This is a genomic window from Bordetella sp. FB-8 (genome assembly GCF_000382185.1).
Taxonomy (GTDB): Bacteria; Pseudomonadota; Gammaproteobacteria; order Burkholderiales; family Burkholderiaceae_B; genus Bordetella.
Genome location: NZ_KB907784.1, coordinates 207,457 through 227,951 on the forward strand (window position 1 = coordinate 207,457; position 20,495 = coordinate 227,951).

The 20,495-nt window shown below is 62.5% G+C and carries 19 protein-coding genes and 2 tRNA genes; 11 read left to right on the forward strand and 10 right to left on the reverse strand.

Annotated features, from left to right (window positions below; genetic code table 11):
* Nucleotides 1-22: 22 nt before the first annotated feature.
* From H143_RS0101010 to H143_RS0101025, 4 genes are all read left to right on the forward strand, one after another.
* Nucleotides 23-298 carry a XapX domain-containing protein gene (locus H143_RS0101010; protein ID WP_019936361.1) on the forward strand — a complete coding sequence of 92 codons (276 nt, stop codon included), beginning with the start codon at nucleotides 23-25 and terminating at the stop codon, nucleotides 296-298.
* Nucleotides 299-352: 54 nt separating this feature from the next.
* Complete coding sequence (locus tag H143_RS0101015) at nucleotides 353-2,245, forward strand: amidohydrolase (RefSeq protein ID WP_019936362.1); 1,893 nt, start codon at nucleotides 353-355, stop codon at nucleotides 2,243-2,245.
* Nucleotides 2,246-2,293: 48 nt separating this feature from the next.
* Nucleotides 2,294-2,710, forward strand: coding sequence for a DoxX family protein (locus H143_RS0101020; RefSeq protein WP_019936363.1), 417 nt, complete (start codon nucleotides 2,294-2,296; stop codon nucleotides 2,708-2,710).
* Between the two features lie 78 nt (nucleotides 2,711-2,788).
* Complete coding sequence (locus tag H143_RS0101025) at nucleotides 2,789-3,454, forward strand: YoaK family protein (protein WP_033365301.1); 666 nt, start codon at nucleotides 2,789-2,791, stop codon at nucleotides 3,452-3,454.
* Between the two features lie 27 nt (nucleotides 3,455-3,481).
* Here the strand turns inward: H143_RS0101025 and H143_RS0101030 are convergent, their stop codons facing one another.
* Nucleotides 3,482-5,188 (reverse strand): bifunctional protein tyrosine phosphatase family protein/NAD(P)/FAD-dependent oxidoreductase, encoded by a 1,707-nt coding sequence (locus tag H143_RS0101030; protein WP_019936365.1) that lies wholly within the window; start codon nucleotides 5,186-5,188, stop codon nucleotides 3,482-3,484.
* 41 nt (nucleotides 5,189-5,229) lie between these two features.
* Nucleotides 5,230-6,114, reverse strand: a complete 885-nt coding sequence (locus tag H143_RS0101035) for an MBL fold metallo-hydrolase (protein ID WP_019936366.1) — start codon at nucleotides 6,112-6,114, stop codon at nucleotides 5,230-5,232.
* Nucleotides 6,115-6,318: 204 nt separating this feature from the next.
* Here H143_RS0101035 and H143_RS0101040 point away from each other — a divergent pair, with 204 nt between their 5' ends.
* The gene (locus H143_RS0101040; protein ID WP_019936367.1) at nucleotides 6,319-7,107 is read left to right on the forward strand and encodes a sulfite exporter TauE/SafE family protein; all 789 of its coding nucleotides are present in this window, start codon (nucleotides 6,319-6,321) and stop codon (nucleotides 7,105-7,107) included.
* 133 nt (nucleotides 7,108-7,240) lie between these two features.
* On the opposite strand, the gene H143_RS0101045 is transcribed toward H143_RS0101040, so the two are convergent.
* Nucleotides 7,241-8,158 carry a LysR family transcriptional regulator gene (locus tag H143_RS0101045; protein WP_019936368.1) on the reverse strand — a complete coding sequence of 306 codons (918 nt, stop codon included), beginning with the start codon at nucleotides 8,156-8,158 and terminating at the stop codon, nucleotides 7,241-7,243.
* Nucleotides 8,159-8,257: 99 nt separating this feature from the next.
* On the opposite strand from H143_RS0101045, the gene H143_RS19655 reads away from it, so the two are divergent.
* From H143_RS19655 to H143_RS21485, 3 genes are all read left to right on the forward strand, one after another.
* Nucleotides 8,258-9,826 (forward strand): NADH-quinone oxidoreductase subunit L, encoded by a 1,569-nt coding sequence (locus tag H143_RS19655; RefSeq protein WP_051094302.1) that lies wholly within the window; start codon nucleotides 8,258-8,260, stop codon nucleotides 9,824-9,826.
* A 19-nt stretch (nucleotides 9,827-9,845) separates the two neighbouring features.
* A complete protein-coding gene (locus tag H143_RS0101055) occupies nucleotides 9,846-12,386 on the forward strand; it encodes a YbcC family protein (protein WP_019936370.1) in 2,541 nt (846 codons plus the stop codon).
* A 167-nt stretch (nucleotides 12,387-12,553) separates the two neighbouring features.
* Entirely contained in the window at nucleotides 12,554-14,464 is a 1,911-nt protein-coding gene (locus H143_RS21485) for a diguanylate cyclase domain-containing protein (protein WP_019936371.1), read from the forward strand.
* Nucleotides 14,465-15,056: 592 nt separating this feature from the next.
* On the opposite strand, the gene H143_RS0101070 is transcribed toward H143_RS21485, so the two are convergent.
* The 7 genes from H143_RS0101070 to tpiA all read right to left on the reverse strand — a co-directional run bounded on the left by H143_RS0101070 (nucleotide 15,057) and on the right by tpiA (nucleotide 18,038).
* Complete coding sequence (locus H143_RS0101070) at nucleotides 15,057-15,362, reverse strand: HigA family addiction module antitoxin (RefSeq protein WP_019936373.1); 306 nt, start codon at nucleotides 15,360-15,362, stop codon at nucleotides 15,057-15,059.
* Nucleotides 15,363-15,373: 11 nt separating this feature from the next.
* Nucleotides 15,374-15,652, reverse strand: coding sequence for a type II toxin-antitoxin system RelE/ParE family toxin (locus H143_RS0101075; protein ID WP_019936374.1), 279 nt, complete (start codon nucleotides 15,650-15,652; stop codon nucleotides 15,374-15,376).
* On the reverse strand, nucleotides 15,649-15,891 hold the full coding sequence (locus H143_RS22745; RefSeq protein WP_231378440.1) for a hypothetical protein: 243 nt from the start codon (nucleotides 15,889-15,891) through the stop codon (nucleotides 15,649-15,651). The genes H143_RS0101075 and H143_RS22745 overlap by 4 nt, the downstream gene beginning before the upstream one ends.
* A complete protein-coding gene (locus H143_RS22750) occupies nucleotides 15,888-16,352 on the reverse strand; it encodes an Arm DNA-binding domain-containing protein (RefSeq protein ID WP_231378441.1) in 465 nt (154 codons plus the stop codon). The genes H143_RS22745 and H143_RS22750 overlap by 4 nt, the downstream gene beginning before the upstream one ends.
* Before the next feature lie 270 nt (nucleotides 16,353-16,622).
* Nucleotides 16,623-16,707, reverse strand: a tRNA-Leu gene (locus tag H143_RS0101085).
* Between the two features lie 85 nt (nucleotides 16,708-16,792).
* Nucleotides 16,793-17,260: a preprotein translocase subunit SecG gene (gene secG, locus H143_RS0101090; protein ID WP_019936375.1), complete on the reverse strand. Its 468-nt coding sequence runs from the start codon at nucleotides 17,258-17,260 to the stop codon at nucleotides 16,793-16,795.
* Between the two features lie 22 nt (nucleotides 17,261-17,282).
* Nucleotides 17,283-18,038, reverse strand: coding sequence for a triose-phosphate isomerase (gene tpiA / locus H143_RS0101095; protein WP_019936376.1), 756 nt, complete (start codon nucleotides 18,036-18,038; stop codon nucleotides 17,283-17,285).
* A gap of 164 nt (nucleotides 18,039-18,202) precedes the next feature.
* On the opposite strand from tpiA, the gene hemC reads away from it, so the two are divergent.
* The 3 genes from hemC (at nucleotide 18,203) to H143_RS0101120 (ending at nucleotide 20,481) form a co-directional block, all read left to right on the forward strand.
* Entirely contained in the window at nucleotides 18,203-19,177 is a 975-nt protein-coding gene (gene hemC, locus H143_RS19670) for a hydroxymethylbilane synthase (RefSeq protein WP_019936377.1), read from the forward strand.
* 170 nt (nucleotides 19,178-19,347) lie between these two features.
* Nucleotides 19,348-19,437: transfer RNA gene (locus H143_RS0101110), tRNA-Ser, on the forward strand.
* A 438-nt stretch (nucleotides 19,438-19,875) separates the two neighbouring features.
* Complete coding sequence (locus tag H143_RS0101120) at nucleotides 19,876-20,481, forward strand: restriction endonuclease subunit S (RefSeq protein WP_019936378.1); 606 nt, start codon at nucleotides 19,876-19,878, stop codon at nucleotides 20,479-20,481.
* Nucleotides 20,482-20,495 lie beyond the last annotated feature (14 nt).

The following is a 20,495-nucleotide window of genomic DNA, read 5'->3' on the forward strand; positions in this document are numbered from 1 at the left end:
CTGCCAGAGATCGAGGTACTGCATGAAACTCTATGTTCTGTCGCTAGGCGCCGGCCTGCTGGTCGGCATCGTCTACAGCCTGCTGCATGTGCGCTCTCCCGCGCCGCCCCTGGTGGCGCTGATCGGTTTGCTCGGCATTCTGGTCGGCGAGCAGGTCATCCCGGTAGGCAGGCAATTGCTGCAAGGCTCGGCCTTCTGCGCCGCATGCGAAGCGACGCAGGCGACAAGCCATGTGCTCGGGCAGCTGCCGGGGCGGCATGCCGCCCCGCAGGGGGCCCAGGACGAGCCGCGCCCATAGGCCTGCAGGGCGATAGCACGGCCCAATACATCAAATCAGCAAGGAGTCCCCACCATGACCGACCCCAGTCCCGACATCATCTTTCACAACGCCCGGATCACCACGCTCGACCGCGCCAAACCGGTGGCCAGCGCCGTGGCGATCAAGGCCGGCAGGTTCGTGGCCGTCGGCAGCGAGGAAGATGTCATGCCGCTGGCGGGCAGCAATACCCGCGTCCTCGACCTCAAGCGCAGGCCCGTCCTGCCGGGGCTGTTCGACAACCACACCCACGTGGTGCGTGGAGGCTTGAACTACAACATGGAATTGCGCTGGGACGGTGTGCGCTCGCTGGCCGACGCGATGGACATGCTCAGGCGCCAGGTCGCCATCACGCCAGCGCCGCAATGGGTGCGCGTGATCGGCGGTTTCACCGAACACCAATTCGCCGAAAAGCGCCTGCCCACCCTCGATGAAATCAACGCCATCGCGCCCGACACGCCGGTGTTCCTGCTGCATCTGTACGACCGCGCGCTACTGAACGCCGCGGCATTGCGCGCCGTGGGCTACACCCAGGACACGCCGGAGCCGCCGGGCGGCCAGATCATGCGCGATGCCGACGGCAACCCCACCGGACTGCTGCTGGCCAGGCCCAACGCGACCATTCTCTACGCCACCCTGGCCAAGGGTCCGAAGCTGCCGCTGGATTATCAGATCAACTCCACGCGCCACTTCATGCGCGAACTCAACCGCCTGGGCGTGACCGGCGTCATCGATGCCGGCGGCGGCTACCAGAACTACCCCGATGACTACGAAGTCATCCAGAAACTGGCCGACGCGGGCCAGATCACCGTGCGTCTGGCCTACAACTTGTTCACGCAAAAACCCAAACAGGAAAAAGAGGACTTCCTCAAGTGGACCTCGTCGGTCAAGTACAAACAGGGCGACGACTATTTCCGCCACAACGGGGCGGGCGAGATGCTGGTTTATTCCGCGGCCGATTTCGAGGATTTTCGCGTCGAACGCCCCGAGATGCCACCGCAAATGGAGGGCGAGCTCGAGGAAGTCGTGCGCGTACTGGCGCAGAACCGATGGCCCTGGCGCCTGCACGCCACCTACGACCAGACCATCTCGCGCGCGCTCGACGTATTCGAGAAGGTCGACCGGGACACGCCGCTGGCAGGCATCAACTGGTTCTTCGACCATGCCGAGACGATCTCGGACAAGTCCATTGACCGCATCGCCGCCCTGGGCGGCGGCATTGCCGTGCAGCATCGCATGGCCTACCAGGGCGAGTATTTCGTCGAGCGCTATGGCGCGCAAGCCGCCGAGGCGACCCCGCCCATCAAGCGCATCCTGGAACGGGGCGTCAAAGTCTCCGCGGGCACCGATGCCACGCGCGTCGCTTCGTACAATCCCTGGGTATCGCTGTCGTGGATGGTTACCGGCAAGACCGTGGGCGGCCTGCGGCTCTATCCGCAGCGCAACCTGCTGGACCGCGAGACGGCGCTACGCATGTGGACCGAGAACGTGGCCTGGTTCTCGAACGAGGAAGGCCGCCGCGGACGCATCCAGGCCGGCCAGCTCGCGGACTTCATCGTGCCGAGCAAGGATTATTTCGGCGTGCCCGAAGACGAGATCTCGTTCCTGACCTCGCACCTGACCGTGGTGGGCGGCCGCGTGGTCTACGGCGAAGGCGATTTCGCCGCTCTGGACGACAATCCCCTGCCGCCGGCCATGCCCGACTGGTCCCCCACACGCCTGTTCAAGGGCTACGGGGCCTGGGGCGAGCCTGAAGGCGCCGGCAGAAATTCGCGCTATCCGCGCTACCAGGCCATGGCCTCTTGCGCATGCTCGAGCGCATGCGGTCTGCACGGCCACGACCACGCCCAGGCCTGGGCCTCGAAAACACCGGTATCGGACCTGCAGGGCTTTTTCGGCGCCCTGGGGTGTTCCTGCTGGGCCGTGTGACCACATCAGGCGGACTTCACCATGCATCGACTCGCATCCTCCTACCGCATGCCGCCCGCAGCCGTCCGCGCCCTCCTGGGCGGCAGGACGGCGCGCGTGGCGGCCTATCTCGGCCTGTGCGCCGCTTACATACAGGGCGGCCTGGTCAAGCTCACCGACTTCCCTGGAGCAATCGGCGAGATGACGCATTTCGGCCTGTCGCCCGCGCCGCTGTTCGCGGTGCTGGTGATCGCGCTCGAACTGGGCGCCTCCGCGATGATCATCGCAGGATGGCTGCGCTGGCTGGGCGCGCTGGGACTGGCAGGCTTCACCCTGATGGCAACGCTGATTGCGTTGCGCTTCTGGGAGATGCCCGCCGGCCCGGAACGCTTCATGGCGGCCAATTCCTTCTTCGAGCACCTCGGGCTGGCAGGCGGCTTCCTGTTGGTCGCCTGGCTCGATCTGCAGCAAGCACCGGTCTCATAAGGCGTCGCCGTCCAGCGGCACTTTTCGCACCAGAAGACACGCTGCTCGCTCGCTCAAGCTCTCCAGATGGGAACAAATATGGAACAACCCACCGCATCCCCCCGATTGACCAGTTTGCTCGGATTCAACGCCGGCTATGTGGATACTGCCGGATTTCTGGCCCTGAATGGGCTCTTCACCGCCCACGTAACCGGCAACTTCGTCACGCTGGCCGCCTCGCTGGTGCACGGCACGAACGGAGCCCTGGCGAAACTGTCGGCTCTGCCGGTGTTCTGCGTACTGGTCGTGCTGTCGCGCCTGACGCGCTCGGTGGGCGGACTCATGGCGACCAAGATTGTCCTGCTCGCGGCGGCTGCGGTGCTCATGATCGCGTACGGGCCATTTCCGGACAGCGATGCCGGACCGGCCTTCGCGGCCGGCATGCTACTGGTAGCCGCCATGTCCGTGCAGAATGCCGTCCAACGCATGTACCTGACGAGCGCGCCGCCGTCGACGCTCATGACCGGGACGACCACGCAGATCATGCTCGACCTGGCCGATCTGCTGCGCGGTGCGGATTCTGCCGCGCGGACCGCGGCGTGGGCGCGCTTGCGCAAGATGGTGCCTGCCGTCCTGGTCTTCGCGGCTGGCTGCGCCGCGGCCGCGCTGGCTTATGTCTGGATGGGAATGTGGTGCTTCGCCCTGCCGCCGGCCGTGGCGGCCATGGCGGCCATGGCAATGGATAGCGGCCCGTGCGGCGCGTGACTGCGCCAGCCCTGTGGCCGCCCGCGCCTAAGCCGACGCATCCTCCCGGATCTTGTGCGGATCGGCCACATCGACCAGTTTTGGATGCACCATCCATTCGTGCCCTTTGAACATGCCCTTCCAATAGACAAAAGGCAGGATGCGTTCCTTGAGCAGCCAGGCCAAGCGGGACGGCCGCGTACCGTCGATAAGCCAGGTGGGAAAACTGGGCGCCACTTTCCCGCCGTAAAGAAATTCCGCCAGGACGATCTTGCCGCGCTCGACGGTCAGGGGGCAGGACCCGTAGCCGTTGTACTGCGCCTGGCCCTTGGCCAGACCCAGCGCTGCAAGGACGTTGTGCGCGACCACCGGCGCCTGCGCGCGAGCGGCCGCGGCTGTCTTGGCGTTGCCCGTATTGCCGGCATCGCCGAGCGCATGGATGTTCTCGTATTGCTTGTGCCGCATCGTGGCCGGGTCGATGTCGACCCAACCGGCCGCGTCGGCCAGCGGGCTGACGCGGATGAAATCGGGCGCCTTTTGCGGCGGCACGACGTGGATCATGTCGAAGGACTCGCGCACGGTTTCCTTGCTGCCGTCGGGCCCGGTCCTGACAAATGTAGCCGTCTTGCCAGGGCCGTCGATGGATGTCAGCGTATGGCCGAAATTCAGGTCAATGCCGTAGGCCTTCACATACTCCATGAGCGCGGGCACATACTCGGCCACGCCGAACAAGGCGGCACCGGAATTGTAGAAACCGATGTCGATATTTCGCAGCACGCCCTGGCGCCGCCAGTGATCGGCGGAAAGATACATCGCCTTCTGGGGAGCGCCGGCGCATTTGATCGGCATCGGCGGCTGGGTGAACAAGGCCCTGCCCCCTCGCAGGGACTGCACCCGCTTCCACGTGTAAGGCGCGAGATCGTAGCGGTAATTGGACGTGACGCCGTTGCTGCCCAGCGTTTCGGCCAGGCCTTCGATGCCGCCCCAGTCGAGCTTCAGGCCGGGGCAAACGACCAACTGCTTGTAGCGAACCACCCGGCATCCGTCCAGGATCACTGAATTGCTCTGCGGATCGAAAGCCGCCACAGCCGACTTGATCCACTGAGCGCCGCGCGGAATCAGCGACCCCATGGTGCGCGCCGTGTCCGGGGCCTGGAATATGCCGCGCCCGACCAGCGTCCAGCCCGGCTGGTAATAATGCACGTCGGCCGGGTCGATGATGACGACATCCAGGCCGGGATTGCGGCTTAGCATACTGGCCGTCACCGCGATGCCCGCGGCGCCGCCGCCGACGACGACCACATCGTGCGTCGCTGCGCTGATGTCCAGAGCAGTGCTTCCGGCGTTGGCGATGCGTCGCGTGACGGCGCTCATGTCGTACCCTGCGCGCTGCGCGCTTTCCAGGATATCCGTGAGGGATGATTTACCGGTCTGCGAGAGCGCCCACATCGTCGCCGATCGCATGCCGGTGCGGCAATAGGCGAGCACGGGCCTGGGCAACCTCGCCAAGGCTTCGCCGAACTGGCGCGCCTGCTCGTCGGTCACCTTGCCGGACTCGACCGGCATATAGACCGCGTCCATCCCGGCAGCGCGGGCTGCTTTCTCGATTTCGGAAAACAAAGGCTGGTCGTTGCCTTCGCCATCGGGCCGATTGCAGATCAGCGCTCGAAAGCCCGCAGTGCGCAAAGCGGCGACGTCCTGCGGAAAAATTTGCGGCGACACTGACAGTTCGGGGGTGAGTATGCGGGTATCCATGTCTTTCCTCCAGAAATAGGCGTCCGCTTGTCGTGCGGATCTTACAGCCCGTTGACGGGTATTTTGAGGTAACTCACGCCGTTGCTTTCCGGTTCGGGGAAATGTCCCGCGCGCATGTTGACCTGCACCGAGGGCAGGATCAGCACCGGCATTTCAAGCAGCGCGTCGCGCCTGGTGCGCATGGCCACGAACTCGTCCTCGCCGATGCCGTCGTGGACATGGATGTTCTGCGCGCGCTCCTGCGCGACGGTGCTGACGAACTGCAACTCCCGGCCGCCGGGCCGGTAGTCGTGGCACATGTAGAGCCGGGTCTCGGCCGGCAAGGCCAGCACCCTGGCTATGGACCGGTACAGCGCATGCGCGTCGCCCCCCGGAAAGTCGCATCGTGCCGTGCCGTAATCGGGCATGAACAGGGTGTCGCCGACGAAAGCGGCCAACTCGCGGCCATCGCCCACAACATAGGTCACGCAGGCCGGCGTATGACCCGGCGTATGCATGATCCGCGCCTCCAGCGTGCCGATGGCAAAGCTGTCCCCGTCGTCGAACAGTCTGTCGAACTGGCTGCCGTCGCGCGCAAAGTCCGCGCCCGCGTTAAATAGCTTGCCGAACACGGTTTGCACGGTCGTGATGTGCCTGCCTATGCCGACCCTGCCGCCCAGCTTTTGCTTGAGGTAGGGCGCCGCCGACAGGTGGTCCGCATGCACATGCGTCTCGAGGATCCACTGCACCGTGGCGCCCAACGCCTTGACGCGCCCGACGAGCTTGTCGGCGCTGGCCGTGGATGTGCGCCCAGACTTGGGATCGTAGTCAAGCACGCTGTCGATCAGCGCACACTGCCCGCTCGCTTCATCCAGGACGATGTAGCTCATCGTCGAGGTATGGATATCGAAATAGCCTTCGATTTGCATTGCATTCTTCTCGATCATGATTGCTCCCGCGCAGCCTGCCAGCTTTCGATGGGAAATGATCCCGGCCCTGCCTGTTGCTTCCGACACGTACCGCTGGCTTTTGTCGCGCCGAAAAGCCTTGCTTGTTTATACTTAATAGAAATATACTTATTATTATAAGTAATTTGTTGCGGGCAAGGCAAGACCCCCTCTGCGGGTCGACGCCCCTGAGGAGAAGCATCGATGCTCTCGGCGGTACAGTATTTGTTGGGAGGGGTCTCGGGCTCCCTGGTCGGCTTCACCTTGGGCCTAGTCGGCGGCGGCGGGTCCATCCTGGCCGTGCCTTTCATCGTCTACCTGGTCGGGGTAACGGATCCCCATGTGGCCATCGGGACCAGCGCGTTCGCGGTCGCTGCCAATGCCGGCGCCAATCTGCTGGCGCACGCGCGCAGAGGCACGGTGAAATGGTCGATCGCCGGCCCCTTCGCGGCCGCGGGCGTCATCGGCGCCATGCTGGGCTCGTCCCTGGGCAAGGCCGTCGACGGGCAGAAACTGCTGGCGGCGTTCGCGCTGCTGATGCTGGTCGTCGGCGTGCTGATGCTGCGCAATCGCGGCGGCAGCGAGACCGCCGCGGCGCAACCCGTGCGGCACCGGTCGGCGCGCGTTTGCGCAATGGGAGGACTGACCGGCCTGCTCTCAGGCTTTTTCGGTATCGGCGGCGGGTTCCTGATCGTTCCCGGTCTCATGTACTCGGCCAGGGTGCCCATTCTCTATGCCGTCGGCTCCTCACTGGTGGCGGTGACGGCTTTCGGTCTGACCACGGCCGTCAACTATGCCTGGGCCGGCTGGGTGGACTGGCCGCTGGCTTTCGTCTTCATCGGCGGGGGCATCCTCGGGGGACTGGTCGGCACGCAGTTCGCGCACGGTCTGGCAAAGCGCAAGGGCATGCTCAACCTGGTGTTCGCCGGGCTCGTCTTCGTGGTCGCGATCTACATGCTTTACCGCAGCGGACCCGCACTGGGCAAGTGGTAGATCGCTGCAGCCTTTATCCGTTGGCCGGCATGTGCGTGCCGATGGGCTTACCCGATGTCTGGGTCTTTGATCGGACGCACGCAGATTGACGTGAAGCGTGGGCGGTTATGTCGCGCCCCTCTTCCCGACCCGTTCAACGCGCGTGCGCCCCGGCAGCCAGCGCCGCGGCAGGCGCCGACTGCAGCAGTGCCTCCAACCGCTCGATGCGGTGCCGATGCGGCGTGGTGATGGCATAGAAGTGCTCTTGCAACTGCGGGCACTGCCCGGCGAGGCAAAGCAGCCCGTTGCTCAATTCATCTTGAACCACCACTTCGGGCAATACCGCGAGCCAGCCGCTGTCGCGGGCAATCAGCCGAAGCATGGCCATGTCGTCCACTTCGGCGCGCACCTGGGGCTTGACCTGCGCGGTGATGCACAGCGCATCGAACTGGGAGCGCACGGCATGATGTCTCCCGGGCAGCGCGATTTCCAACCCGTCCAGATCCTGCGGCACACGCAGATGCTTCCCGCGCCAAAGCCGTGACGGACCGATCAGGGACAGCGGCTGCCCACCAAGAAACCGGCTGTGCAGCGGACGCTGGGGATCGGCGGTGACCGGTTCGTTGGCCAGCACCAGATCCAGTTGATGCTCGGCCAGACGCTTCAGAAGATGCTCCAGCGGGCCGGACTCCAAGGTCAAAACAACCGAGGCATCGCTCAGGAGGGGGCGGAACAGATTTTCCTGGTAGTTGCGCGACATGGTGGACACGCTACCGATGCGCAAGCGCATGACGCCTTCGCTATGGCCCTGCAGCCGCCCCAGCAGTTCTTGCCCCAGGCCGAAGATGTTCTCGGCATAGGCCTGAACCAGATGGCCGGTTTCGGTCAGCACCAAACGCCGCCCCTCGCGTATGAACAACGCATCGCCCAGGCGTTCTTCCAGTTGCCGGATTTGCGCAGACAGGGATGACTGCGACGTGTGCAGTTCCTTGGCCGCACGCGTCAGATGCCCGAGTCGGGCGACACGCCAAAAATACAGCAGGTGATGGAAGTTCAGTTGCTCAAGATTCATTGTTCTATTTTATGTATGTTTTTGTTCTTATCAATATATTTTACAGAATTAATAATGCGCTGCAACATGAGGCCTATCGACTCTTTTTAGACAAAAATCATGTCCGCCACGCCTGCATTGATTCCATTGCTTCCTGCCGTGTTGATGGCAATGGGAGCGCTTATCTTGAGCCGATTTGCTGCGATAACTCGACCATGGCGCGTCTTCATGCCGCTTTGCGCGCTTGCCTGTGTCGCCAGTCTTTACGGCGCATGGCCGCACGCGCAACGGCCGACAGGGTTGCCATGGCTGGCATTGACGCCTTTGAGCGGCCTGCTGGCCGCGCTGGTGCAATGGCTGGGAACGGTGATTGGGGCGTTTTCCGCGCGCTACCTCGAAGGAGAGGGCGGCCAAAAGCGCTACGCCGCATCGCTGACAGGCATGCTGGCCGCGGTGCACCTATTGCTGCTGGCAAACCACTGGCTCGTGCTGATCGCGGCCTGGTCCCTGATCGGCGTGGCCTTGCAGCACTTGCTGTGCTTTTATGGCGAACGCCCGTTCGCACGCCTGGCGGCGCACAAAAAGCGTTTGGCCGATCGCCTGGCCGACCTGCTATTGCTGGCCGCAGCGCTGCTGGCATGGCATGAGGCCGGCAGCGGTTCGCTCAGCGATCTCGCCAGCTATATCTCTGTGCACGGCGCCAGTCCCGCACTACAGTGCAGCGCTGTTTGCCTCGCGCTGGCGGTGGTTCTGCGCACGGCCTTGCTGCCGGTGCATGGCTGGCTGATCCAGGTCATGGAGGCGCCCACGCCGGTTTCCGCGCTGCTGCACGCAGGCGTCGTGAACCTGGGCGGGTTCGTACTGATCCGCTTTGCCACCTTACTGGACCACGCGCCCGCCGCGCGCTGGCTGCTGGTGGCCATGGGCTTGACCACGGCGGTATTGGCCGGCCTGGTCATGCTCACCCGCATCACCATCAAAGTGCGGCTGGCCTGGTCTACCGTCGCGCAGATGGGTTTCATGGTGCTCGAGTGCGGCCTGGGGCTGTATACCTTTGCGGCGCTACACCTGTTGGGACATTCGCTCTATAAGGCGCACCATTTTCTGTCGGCCTCCAGCGTGGTGCGCCAGGCCCGCCTGCAGATGATGCAAGACCCGGAGTCCGTCCATCCCGCCAGCCTGCTGGTGGCGCCGGTGGCCGCAGCCGCAGTGCTGCAGACGCTGCACGGGGCCGGCGGGGCCGCGGCCTGGCCGTGGTGGTGGACCGTCTCGCTGGCCCTGGCCTGGGCGCCGCTTCTGTGGCTGCCTCGAAAACATGCGATCGGTGCGACCCTGCGCCGAGCCGTCGCCGGACTGATCATGCTTGCAGGGCTGGGGGTTGCAGCGTCGCTGGCGCATATCCTGCCCCTCGGTTTGCGCGACGCCCCCGGGACGGCGTCTGGCTTGCTGGCTTTGTCCGGGTTGGCGGCACTGTACGGTTGCCTGACCTTGCTGCAGTGCCGTGCGCAGACCTTGGCGACATGGCGATGCTGGAGCTATGCCGGCTTCTATATCGATGAGTACTACACACGGTTGACTCTGCTGTTGTGGCCCACCCCTTGGACGGCAGCGGCGACGCCCGCGGCCCCCAACCCTGCGACCTGGACTGCCAACGCCAACGCCAACGCCAGCGCGGCAAACGTCTACTAACTCCAGGAACTCGACACACATGAATGCCCTTGATCTCGCCCCGCAAGCGAACGAAGCCTCGATCGTCCAGAACGAAGCCGTCTTGAACGGGCATGCAAGCGTGGAAGCAGCCTGCGAACAGGCCTGCCAAGCCATCGCTCCCGCCTGGCCTCTGGATCGCTCCATCGCCGTCAATCCGCACTGGGCCCGCATCCGCATGCCGGTGCGATCGGTGGCCGCGCGCATGGCCGTGTTCGGCCGTATCCAGGTATTTGCTCCCCGCGCCCTGCAGCGCCAGGCCTGGCAGGAGGGGCGAATTAACGCCACCGACCTGGCCCACGCCCTGGCCATGCTGCCTGCGGGAGACGCCGCAGCCTGGACCGTGGAACGTCTGGTCGCGGTCCTGGACGCGGCGTTGCGCACACCTCAGCTGCCACTGCTCATCGACATCCTGGACAGCGATCCCCACCGCAATACACGGCTGTCATGGCGACAAGCCATCACGCATCAGGTCAGCCAGACCTGCGCCGCTTATTTCGACACGCAGCAGGCCGAGTGGCCGCCCGAGCGAAGCCAAGGCCTTTATGCATTCTGGCGCGATACGCTGAGCCACGACCATGGCATCGGCACGCTGATGGGGCTGCCGAATCTGGGCAAGGCGCTGGGAGCGCTGCCGGCCACGCGGGCGTCCGCGGAACGCTGGGCGATGGAGCGCCTGCAGCTTGCGCCGTCCTTGTGGGCGGATTACCTGGAGGCCGTGCTGCTGACCATCAACGGCTGGGCATCATGGTGTTCTTACTTGCGCTGGCAGGCAGCGCAGCAGGGACGCGTCGATCCGCATTTGCGCGACCTGCTCGCCATTCGCCTGGCCTGGGGCGCCATTTTGCTGGACGGCAAGGACGATGCCGACACACGCCAGGCTTTGGGTTCCCTGCAGCGCGCCTGGCGCCAAGCCCCTGCCCTGCTGGCGCAATGCGCGCAGGAACTGCAGGCCGACGAGATCTGGCAATCGGCTCTGGAGATCGGCTACCAGCGGCAATTATCCGAACGACTTGCCACGGCCAGGCCGCCTACGGATTCCGGGGAGAAAATCGAAGCGCAGACTGTTTTTTGCATTGACGTGCGCAGCGAACCCTTGCGCCGCGCACTGGAAGCCACTTGGCCGGCCGTGCAGACCATCGGCTTTGCCGGATTCTTCGGTTTGCCGATGGCCTACACGCCGTTGGGAACGACGTTGCGGCGGCCACAGTTGCCGGGACTGCTACCCGCTTCCCTGGACGTAACAGAGCAGATCATCACCGCTGAAAGCGCCCATGCCGAGCAGGATGCCGCGCTGCAGGATACGGCCCGCCGCGCCAGGGAGAATCGTCTGGCCCTGTCGCGACAATGGTTGAACGCCAGCCGCTGGCCGGGTGCCGCGTTTTCCTTTGTCGAGGCGGCGGGGGTGGGCTATCTGGCCAAGCTCGGGCAATGGCTGCACCCGTCGGCAAGCGCCCGCGTAAACGATGACTTGAACGGCCTGCCTGCTCGTCTGCGCCCCCTGTGTCGTCCCGCGCTGCAGGGACTGGACACCGACACCAAAGTGGCATTGGCCGCGCGCGTGCTCAAGGCCATGGGCTTGGAGCGGGAATTCGCGCCACTGGTGGTGTTCATCGGCCATGGCAGCCAGACCCGCAACAACGCCCAGGCTTCGGCTCTGGATTGCGGGGCCTGTTGCGGGCAAACCGGCGAGGCCAATGCCCGCAGCCTGGCAAGGCTGCTCAACGAAACGGCGGTGCGTGCCGGGCTGGCGCAGCAAGGCATCAGTATCCCCGCGGACACCCGGTTCGTAGGCGCCCTGCACAACACCACAACTGACGAGACCGAAGGCTTCGATCTGGATTTGCTCGAAACTGCCGCACGCGAACGCTACGAGAAGCTGGACGCGGCGTTGCGCAGCGCCGGCGACCACGTAAGGCGCGAGCGAGCGCCGCGCCTGGGACTGACTCCTCGCGACGGGCATGCACAGTTGCTAAAACAGTTGCGCCGCCGTGCCAACGACGGCGCCCAAAACCGCCCGGAGTGGGGCCTGGCGGGAAACGCCGCATTCCTGATCGCGCCGCGCTGGCGCAGCAAAGATGTGGCCTTGGAGGGCCGGTGCTTTCTGCATGATTACGACGCAAGCCAGGATCCACAAGGGACATTGCTGGAGCAGCTGATGACCGCGCCCATGCTGGTCACCCACTGGATCAACTGGCAGTACCATGCCAGCACCTGCGATCCCGAGCACCTGGGTAGCGGCAACAAGCTTTTGCACAATGTGGCGGGCGGGGTCATCGGCGTATTCGAGGGCAACGGCGGTGATCTTCGCATCGGCCTGTCGCGGCAGTCGCTGCATGACGGTGCGCGCTGGGTACACGAGCCACTGCGGCTGACGGTAGCCGTCGACGCCCCGGCCTGGGCCATCGAGCGTGTTGTGAGCTCGCATGCGGTAGTGCGGCAACTGGTCGAGAATGGCTGGCTGCACCTGTGGCGCTGGACCGGCGATGAGCGACTGGTACGCTATGCACGGGGTCAATGGCATGCCCTGCCCTGGCGCTGACCGCAATCGGACGGCTGGGTTGGATTTGAATCGTTGCCCTGGATGCGGCCGTTTTTTCGCTGCGGCATGTCTCACCTCGATTTTCCCTGAAACAATACCGCCAACCCACTATGCCAAGAATTGAATAAGCGGCCTACCTCCAAGACATCAAGAATAGGAAATGAATCATGTATCCGCCGGGATGTCCTTCCAATGAAGAGGTGCGTTTGTCCAAACTAATCGATCTGGGCATTCTGGACACTCCTGCCGACGACGAGCTGGACAGGGTTACCCGCCTGGCCAGAAAAATATTCGATGTCGACACCGCGCTGGTGTCGCTGATCGACGAGAAACGGCAGTGGTTCAAATCGGCCGCTGGGCTCGACACGAAGCAAACGCCGCGGGACATCTCGTTCTGCGGCCACGCCATTCTCGGAGACACCACATTCGTCGTCAACGACACGTCAAAGGATGATCGGTTTTTCGACAACCCCTTGGTTACCGGAAAACCCTTCATACGATTCTATGCAGGCCATCCCCTGCAATCGATCGAGGGGTACAACCTGGGGACGCTGTGCATCCTGGACTCGACGCCCAGAGAATTTTCCCAGGAAGAAGCCGAACGCCTCGTAGATCTCGCGAAGATCGTCGAAAAATATCTCCAGACGCTTGAAGTGTCGCGCAGCAGTCAGAGAATCGAAAATCTCCTGCAAAACACCAACTCCCTGCTGGAGCGAACGATACATTCGCTCGGCGTTGGAATGATCTGGCTCTCGCGCGATGCGACCGTAGTCCAGATGAACCATGTCGCATGCGAAATTCTGGGCTACTCCCCTTTCGATCTCAGGAACAAGTCTTTCTACGATATCGCCCACGACGAAGAACAGGAAAAGCTGAGAGATTTCTTCAGCAATCCCTTTATCGCGGGAACGGCAGCCTGCACGCAGGAAATTCGCCTGCACGACCATGAAAACTCATCGCGATGGATTCAGCTCAACCTCTCCGTCCTGCAGGAAGGCGGCATGGCAACCCGGTACTTCATCGGCATACTGACCGACATCTCCGACAGAAAGCGTATCGAGAAAGATCTGGAAAAACTGCGGCTGTCGCTGGAGCAACGGGTGGCTGCGCGGACCCAGAAACTCAAGCAGTCGATTGCCATCCTCAACCAGGAAATCGAGCGGCGCCATCGCTCCGAGAAAAATCTGGAGCAAGAAAAAGCGCATTTCGTGGCAACGCTCGAAAACGCAAACGATGCCTTCGTGGAAATCGACAGCCGCGGCCGGATTCAAGGCTGGAACAGGGCAGCGGAAAAAATGTTCGGCTGGAGCAAGAACGAGGTTCTCGACCAGGATCTGGCCGAGATCATCATTCCGTCCGAAGCGCGGACTAAGCACCATGCCGGGTTTTCGCGCTTTGTCAGCACGGGTAAAAGCGAAATGATGGGCAAGCGAATCGAAATGACGGCGCAAAAAAAATCCGGCGAATCGTTCCCTGTGGAAATGACGCTGGGTTTTGCGAAGACCCATAGCTCGCTGTTCGTCAACGCCTTCCTGCGCGACATATCCGAGCGCAAGAAACTGCAAATCAAGCTGGAAAAAGAAGCCCTTCACGACGCGCTGACGGGCCTGCCTAACCGGCGCTATTTCATGCGCCTGTTGAAGGAGTCAAGCAATAGCGCATACGAGGACGGCCGAGGAATAGCGCTGCTTTTTCTGGATCTGGACGGCTTCAAGAACATAAACGATACCTACGGGCATGAGTTCGGCGACAAGGTTTTGTCGACCTTTGCGAAAACGCTCCAGAGTTGCGTTCGCAATTCAGATCACGTTTGCCGGCTGGCGGGGGATGAGTTCACGGTCATTCTCAACAACCTGAAAAATCCGCTTCTGGACGCGCAGTCTGTCGCACAGAAAATCATCGCGCGAACCAAGGCGATGGGGGCAATAGAAGGAACCGAACTGTCCTGTTCCACCAGCGTGGGAATCGCCATTTCAGACTCCCGCCGCCCGCGCAGCGACAAGGAATTGTTGAAATTGGCGGACGAGACAATGTACAAAGCCAAGTCTGCAGGCAAGGATCGGCTTTATATCGCTTAAGAACGCCGGCCCTGTGCGCGCATGAAATTCTCGAACGCCGATGGCTGCTCTTCAGCGTCGTTGCCCTCTGGAAGATCCTGAGTGAAGTAGCTGGATTTTTTGTAGCCCGTCTGCTTCAGCCACTCAATTATGTCTTCACGCAAGAATCTATGAAGTCTGACAGACTGTTGGGCGACTTCAAACGTCAGCTTAGGGATGCTGCCTTTCGCTAAGAAGCACTTGTAGGCCTCTCTGACTTGGATACTCGGCAAATTATGTTTCGATACTGCAATAGCCGACATCCGCTCCCCCATCCTTTCTGGCAGGCCGCAGCAATCACTGCCTGCGCGCTTGTGGCGGCGCCTTCCACCGCTTTGATTAGGGCCTTGACCGCAGGCGGTTGATTTTTGAAAAGATCTTCATCACGCGGTTCTTTGCCTGCCATCAAGCAAGCGATTTCCCACGTTGAGAATGAGCTTTGTAGGTCGTAGTGGCTAAGGTCCACTGTCTCCATCGCATCGTCCTATGCGTCGTCCAAGGTAAGAGGTGCCAGCACCAGGCCGGTGGACGTTCCGGCTGTTCTCCCCGTCGGGATAGGTGCTGGCGTGAGGGGTCAGGCCGCCATCGGCTCCACTTCGCGGGTGATCTTCGGTAGGATTTTTTTCTCTGCGATTTTCAAGTCATAGGCCTGCTGCATATTCAGCCATGACTGAGCATCGCCCCCAAAGTAGCGGGCCAGCCGCAAGGCGGTATCGGCAGTGATACCGCGTCGTTCATGCAAGATTTCACCAATCCGAGTCGCGGGAACGTGCAGAGCCACCGCCAAAGCGTTAGCGCTCATCTCTAGAGGGACTAGGTAGTCTTCCCGCAACACCTCGCCAGGATGAATCGGGCGCATGCCATTTTTGATCTTCGTCATGGTCACATCTCCTAGTGGTAGTCCACAATTTCTACATGCGTCGGCCCGTCCAGCGTCCAGACGAAACAGACGCGCCACTGGCCGTTGATACGGATACTGTGCTGGCCTTTGCGGTCGCCATCGAGCGCTTCCAGTCGGTTTCCAGGTGGAGAGCGAAGAAATTCCAGCGTGGCCGTACTGTCCAATTGCTGTAGCTTGCGCTCGGCGACCTTTCGGATATTTGCAAACCGTGGCACTCGCCCACCCTGAAACAGGGACTGGGTATCGGCGCATGAGAAAGCAAGTATCATGCAGGTACGATATAACGCCAGGCGTTATACGTCAATGTCAAGCTTATGCCTGCCGCGTCAACGCAGGCCACCGGATAGCTGCCATTGAAACTGTCGAATGCCCGTAGCAGTTCGCCCACCTTCACCGGCTCGGTGATAGCCGCAAAATTCTTGGTGACATGCCGGGGTATCGCGCCGATCAGGGCTTGAGCAGGATCGAGCTTGCATATCCCCTGCCGGATGCCATAGCGAAAGATCATGCCGATTTCCGCCCGCACCTTGTGCGCGCAGTACCGCGCCCCCCGGGCATCAATGCGCTTGAGGACATCCAGAATTTCAGGGGCATCGATTTCAGTAATGGGGCACTTGCCCAACCACGGGAACACGTCGTTTTCATCCGCCCCATCGTGTGCGTGTGCGTACTGACCGACACAGAGGGCTGACGCTCGGCCATCCAGGCGCAGGCTACTGCCTCGAATGAGTTGATAGTGGCGAGCTTGGCGGCTCGTTTGTCATCCTTGCGCGCTTGGGCGGGATCAATCCCATCATCCAGCAGCTTTCGGGCCTCCTGATGCCTCTCCAGGGCCTTAGCCAAGCCCACATCCTGATAAGTGCCGTAGGCCAGAGTCTTTTGCTTGCCCAGATAGCGATAATTCCAGCGCCAGAGCTTGCCGCCGGCCGGCATCACCTTCAGATACAGGCCAGTGCCACCGTCGGGCAAATTGTACGGCTCAGGCCGGGGCTTGGCCTGCCGGCAGGCAGTATCGGTCAGCGGCTTAGAGTCTCGCCTGACCTTGCCAGAAGTGGAGCGTTCGGTGTCCTGGTATCTGTCGGGGCTGGCTACTGAATTTCAGCAGATACCAACCAAGATACCAACAAGAATGATGGTATGGCAATGCATTGCCTTGCACAGCATTGCACAACAAAAAAGCCCTAGAACGTTGATTTCTAGGGCTTTTTGCTCTGTATTGCACTACCTTGCGCTGCTTTCTGGTGCCGTCGGCGAGACTCGAACTCGCACAGCTTTCGCCACTACCCCCTCAAGATAGCGTGTCTACCAATTCCACCACGACGGCTTCGGTCTTGCGTTTATGTCTTGCGTTTTGATTTCCGCGACCCTAAGGTCTAGCGGAAAGTCCAAAATTCTAGCATGAAAACGCCTTATTTAGCAGGCGCCGCAGGCGCGCTGGGAACCGAAGCATCCGGCTTCTTGGCCGCAGGCGCAGAGGGCACAGCCGGCGTGGCAGCGCCACCCGCGGCAGGTACTGCGGCACCCGAAGCGCCCGGCACTTCCGACCCCTGGGTCGCCGGAACGTCGCCGCCCTTGTTGCCCGGCGCCGCCTCAAAGCCCTTCATGACGCCGGACATCATCGAGCTGTTCGAGCCCGAATGGCCGGCATGCGAGAGATAGGCCAGGCCGATGGTCGTGGCGAAGAAGACCACGGCGCACCACTTGGTGGTGCGCGACAGGAAGTTGGCCGCGCCCGATGCGCCGAACAGGCTGCCGGCCGAGCCGCTGCCGAAGGACGAACCCATATCGGCGCCCTTGCCTTGTTGCAGCAGGACCAGAACGATGATTGACAGTGCCGTCAGGAATTGGACGGCCAGCAAAAGCGTGTTGAAGGACATGATGACTCCAGATCGGAAACTGTCAGGCTGCGGCGATGCGCAGGAATTCTTCGGCAATGAGGGCGGCGCCGCCGACCAGCGCGCCGTCGATGTCGGGCATGGCAAAAAGGCTGGCGGCATTGGCGGCCTTGACGCTGCCGCCATAGAGCACCAGCACCTGGGCCGTGCCCAGCGCGGCCAGCTCGGCGCGGATAGCGGCATGGACCTGCTGCGCCTGTTCGGGGGTGGCGCTGCGGCCGGTGCCGATGGCCCACACGGGCTCGTAGGCCAGGACCATGCGGGCAACGGCCTGTGCCCCCAGGGCCAGCACGGGCGCGAGCTGGCGCCGGATGACGTCCAGCGTCTGCCCGGACTCGTGCTCGGCCAGGGTCTCGCCCACGCACACGACCGGGGTCAGGCCCGACTGCAGCGCGGCGCGGGCCTTGTCGGCCACGGCCTGATCGGTCTCGCCATGATAAGCGCGGCGCTCGGAATGCCCAGCCAGGACCCAGCGACAGGCGAAGTCCTTGAGCATGGCGGCCGAGACCTCACCGGTGTAGGCGCCCTGCTCGTGCGCGCTGACGTCCTGGGCGCCCCAGGACACGACGCTGCCTTGCAGGGCCTGCGCTGTCTGGGCCAGGTAGGGAAAAGGCACACAGACGCCAACCTGGGCGTGCGGCCCCGCGTCCGCCTCGGTATTTGCCGAACGCAGCGCGGAAAGCAGCACCGCGTTTTGCGCGAGGCTGCCGTGCATTTTCCAGTTGCCCAGAACCAGCCGGGCGCGAGATTGTTGGGTCATAGCACAAACAAAGGCATTGCCGCCCGGAATCTTCCGAGCCAAACCCGCAATTGTATCCTGTCAGGGCAAAGCGTGCCCGACCCTGTTTTCAGAGATTGTTATCATGCTGCCAGGCGGTCAGTCGCCTGCGTCCCGGCGGCGCATTTCCGTACTCAGGAACCCGAATGTCCAAGACCTTCAAGATCGGCACCCGCGCCAGCCTGATGGCGGTGCGCCAGACCGAGGCCATCATCCAGGCGCTGCAGGCGCAGTTTCCCCAGCACCGCTTCGAGATGGTCACTCGCCAGGCGCGCGCCGACCTTGACCTCAAGAGCCGCCTGGGCGCCCTGGGCGGCAAGGGCGGCGCCTTTGTCACCGCCATGCACGAGATGATGCTCCAAGGCGAGGCCGACATGGTCATGCATTCACTCAAGGACCTGCCGGGCAATGAGGAATACTACGCCGACACGCGCTTTTCAATCGGCGCTTGCCTGCCGCGCAGCAATCCATGCGATGCGCTGGTGCTCAGGCGAGGGCTGGCGGCCGATGCCGTTCCCACGATGATCGGCACCTCGTCGGTACGGCGCGCCGCTTTCCTGCGCAGGCTGTACCGCGCCGCGCACGTTGTTCCCTTTCGCGGCGCGGCCGACAAGCGCGTTGCCCGCCTGGACAGCGGCACGCCCATGGAATTTAACTACGGCGGCAAGACGCCGCCGCTCGATGCCCTGGTGCTGGCACACGCGGGCCTGGATCGCATCGGCCTGGCCGGCCGCATCGCGCGGGTCTTTACGCCCGACCAGATGTGCCCGGCCGTGGGCCAGGGCGTGGTCGTGGCCGAATGCGCCACCGGCAACGAGGAAGTGCAAGCGCTGCTGGCCGCGATCAACCACCGCGACACCATGTACTGCTATCAGGCCGAACGCGCCCTCTTGCGCGCGCTCAACGGCCATTGCGATTCGCCCATCGGCGCGCACGCCTGGATCGAGGACCGCCAGCTCAAGCTGCGCGGCATTGTGGTCTCGCTCGACGGCGCCAGCGCGGTCGAAGTGTTCGACAGCAGCGGCAACATCGACCCGGTATCGCTGGGCATGCGCGCGGGGCAGCGGCTGAACAAGCTCGGCGCGCAGGCCATCATCGAAGAAACGCGCTACGCGGAGTGATCCGCGCCGCGAGGGCATGCGCTCTTGCCGCCGTGCGGGCGTGCATGATCATGGATTATCATGCTGCCTGCCTTCAGGGTGTGTGGCCGAGCGGTTTAAGGCACCGGTCTTGAAAACCGTTGCCTTGCGGAAACGATTTCCGCAACCCCCTACAATTCAGCACTGACAATGGAAGCGTGGCCGAGTGGTTTAAGGCACTTGTCTTGAAAACAAGCGACGGGTGAAACCGTCCGTGAGTTCGAATCTCACCGCTTCCGCCAGAACAATTTTGATAAATTATTGATATTTTAGGTAAATATTGACATTTGCCAATTAAAAATCAGCAAGCCAATATCAAAACAACTATCGAAAGCCGTGGTGCTGAATGCACCACGGCTTTTGTCTTTCTGGTTTGCCACAGACCCGTCTTTCCAGCAAACCGCAACCACCATTCCTCTGCAGGGCGGCAAAGTCATACGGCGCCGGCTCCGCACAGATGCCCCCCCCCGCAGCACACGGCAGTCAACGTCGGCGACTGATGCCCCCGCCAAGGTCGATCTCGGTCGCCGATGCCCCCGAGGGCTTGATAGAGAGCGTCGCTGCGGAGCAGCTGGAGCTCATGTAGCCAGCCGACCACACCAAACAACGCGAAAATTGACATCAATCGCTATGATGCAAATTTTCTTGCAAATCAAGAAAATTCAAATAAAATTTGCTTCATGACGATTGATGCAAAATTTTCTGCCGTTGGTAGCCTGGCCTCCCTGCAAGGCGGCCACCCCTTCCGGGGCTCCATAGAGGAGTCCGCGGAAGGCGGAACCCTGGCGGTGCAGATGAAGGACGTTGACCCCGACCAGGGGGTGAACTGGTCTGGCGTCATCCGCACATCCCTTGCCGGCCGTAAGCACCCAGACTGGCTCAAAGCGGGTGACGTCCTGTTCGTCTCCAAAGGTGCGCGGTTCTACGCGGTCTGCATTGACGAGCCGCCCAGTGCGGCCGTGTGCAGCCCGCACTTCTTCCTGCTTCAAGTATTGCCACGGGCCGAGCTGCTGCCAGCTTTTCTGGCGTGGCAGATCAACCAGCCCCCATTCCAGCGGCAGCTTCAACAAGCCGCTGAAGGCAGCAGCCAGCTGAGCATCCGTCGCCCCGTGCTGGAATCGCTCACGCTGTGCGTGCCGTCGCTGGCAGACCAGCAACGCATCGTTACCCTGGCCGACCTCGCCCGCCAGGAGCGACGCACCCTCCACCAACTCATTCACAACCGCGAGCAACAACTGCAGGCGCTTGCGGAAGGTCTGGCGCATGCCGCACAGACCGGGCACTGAACAACCCAGGGAAC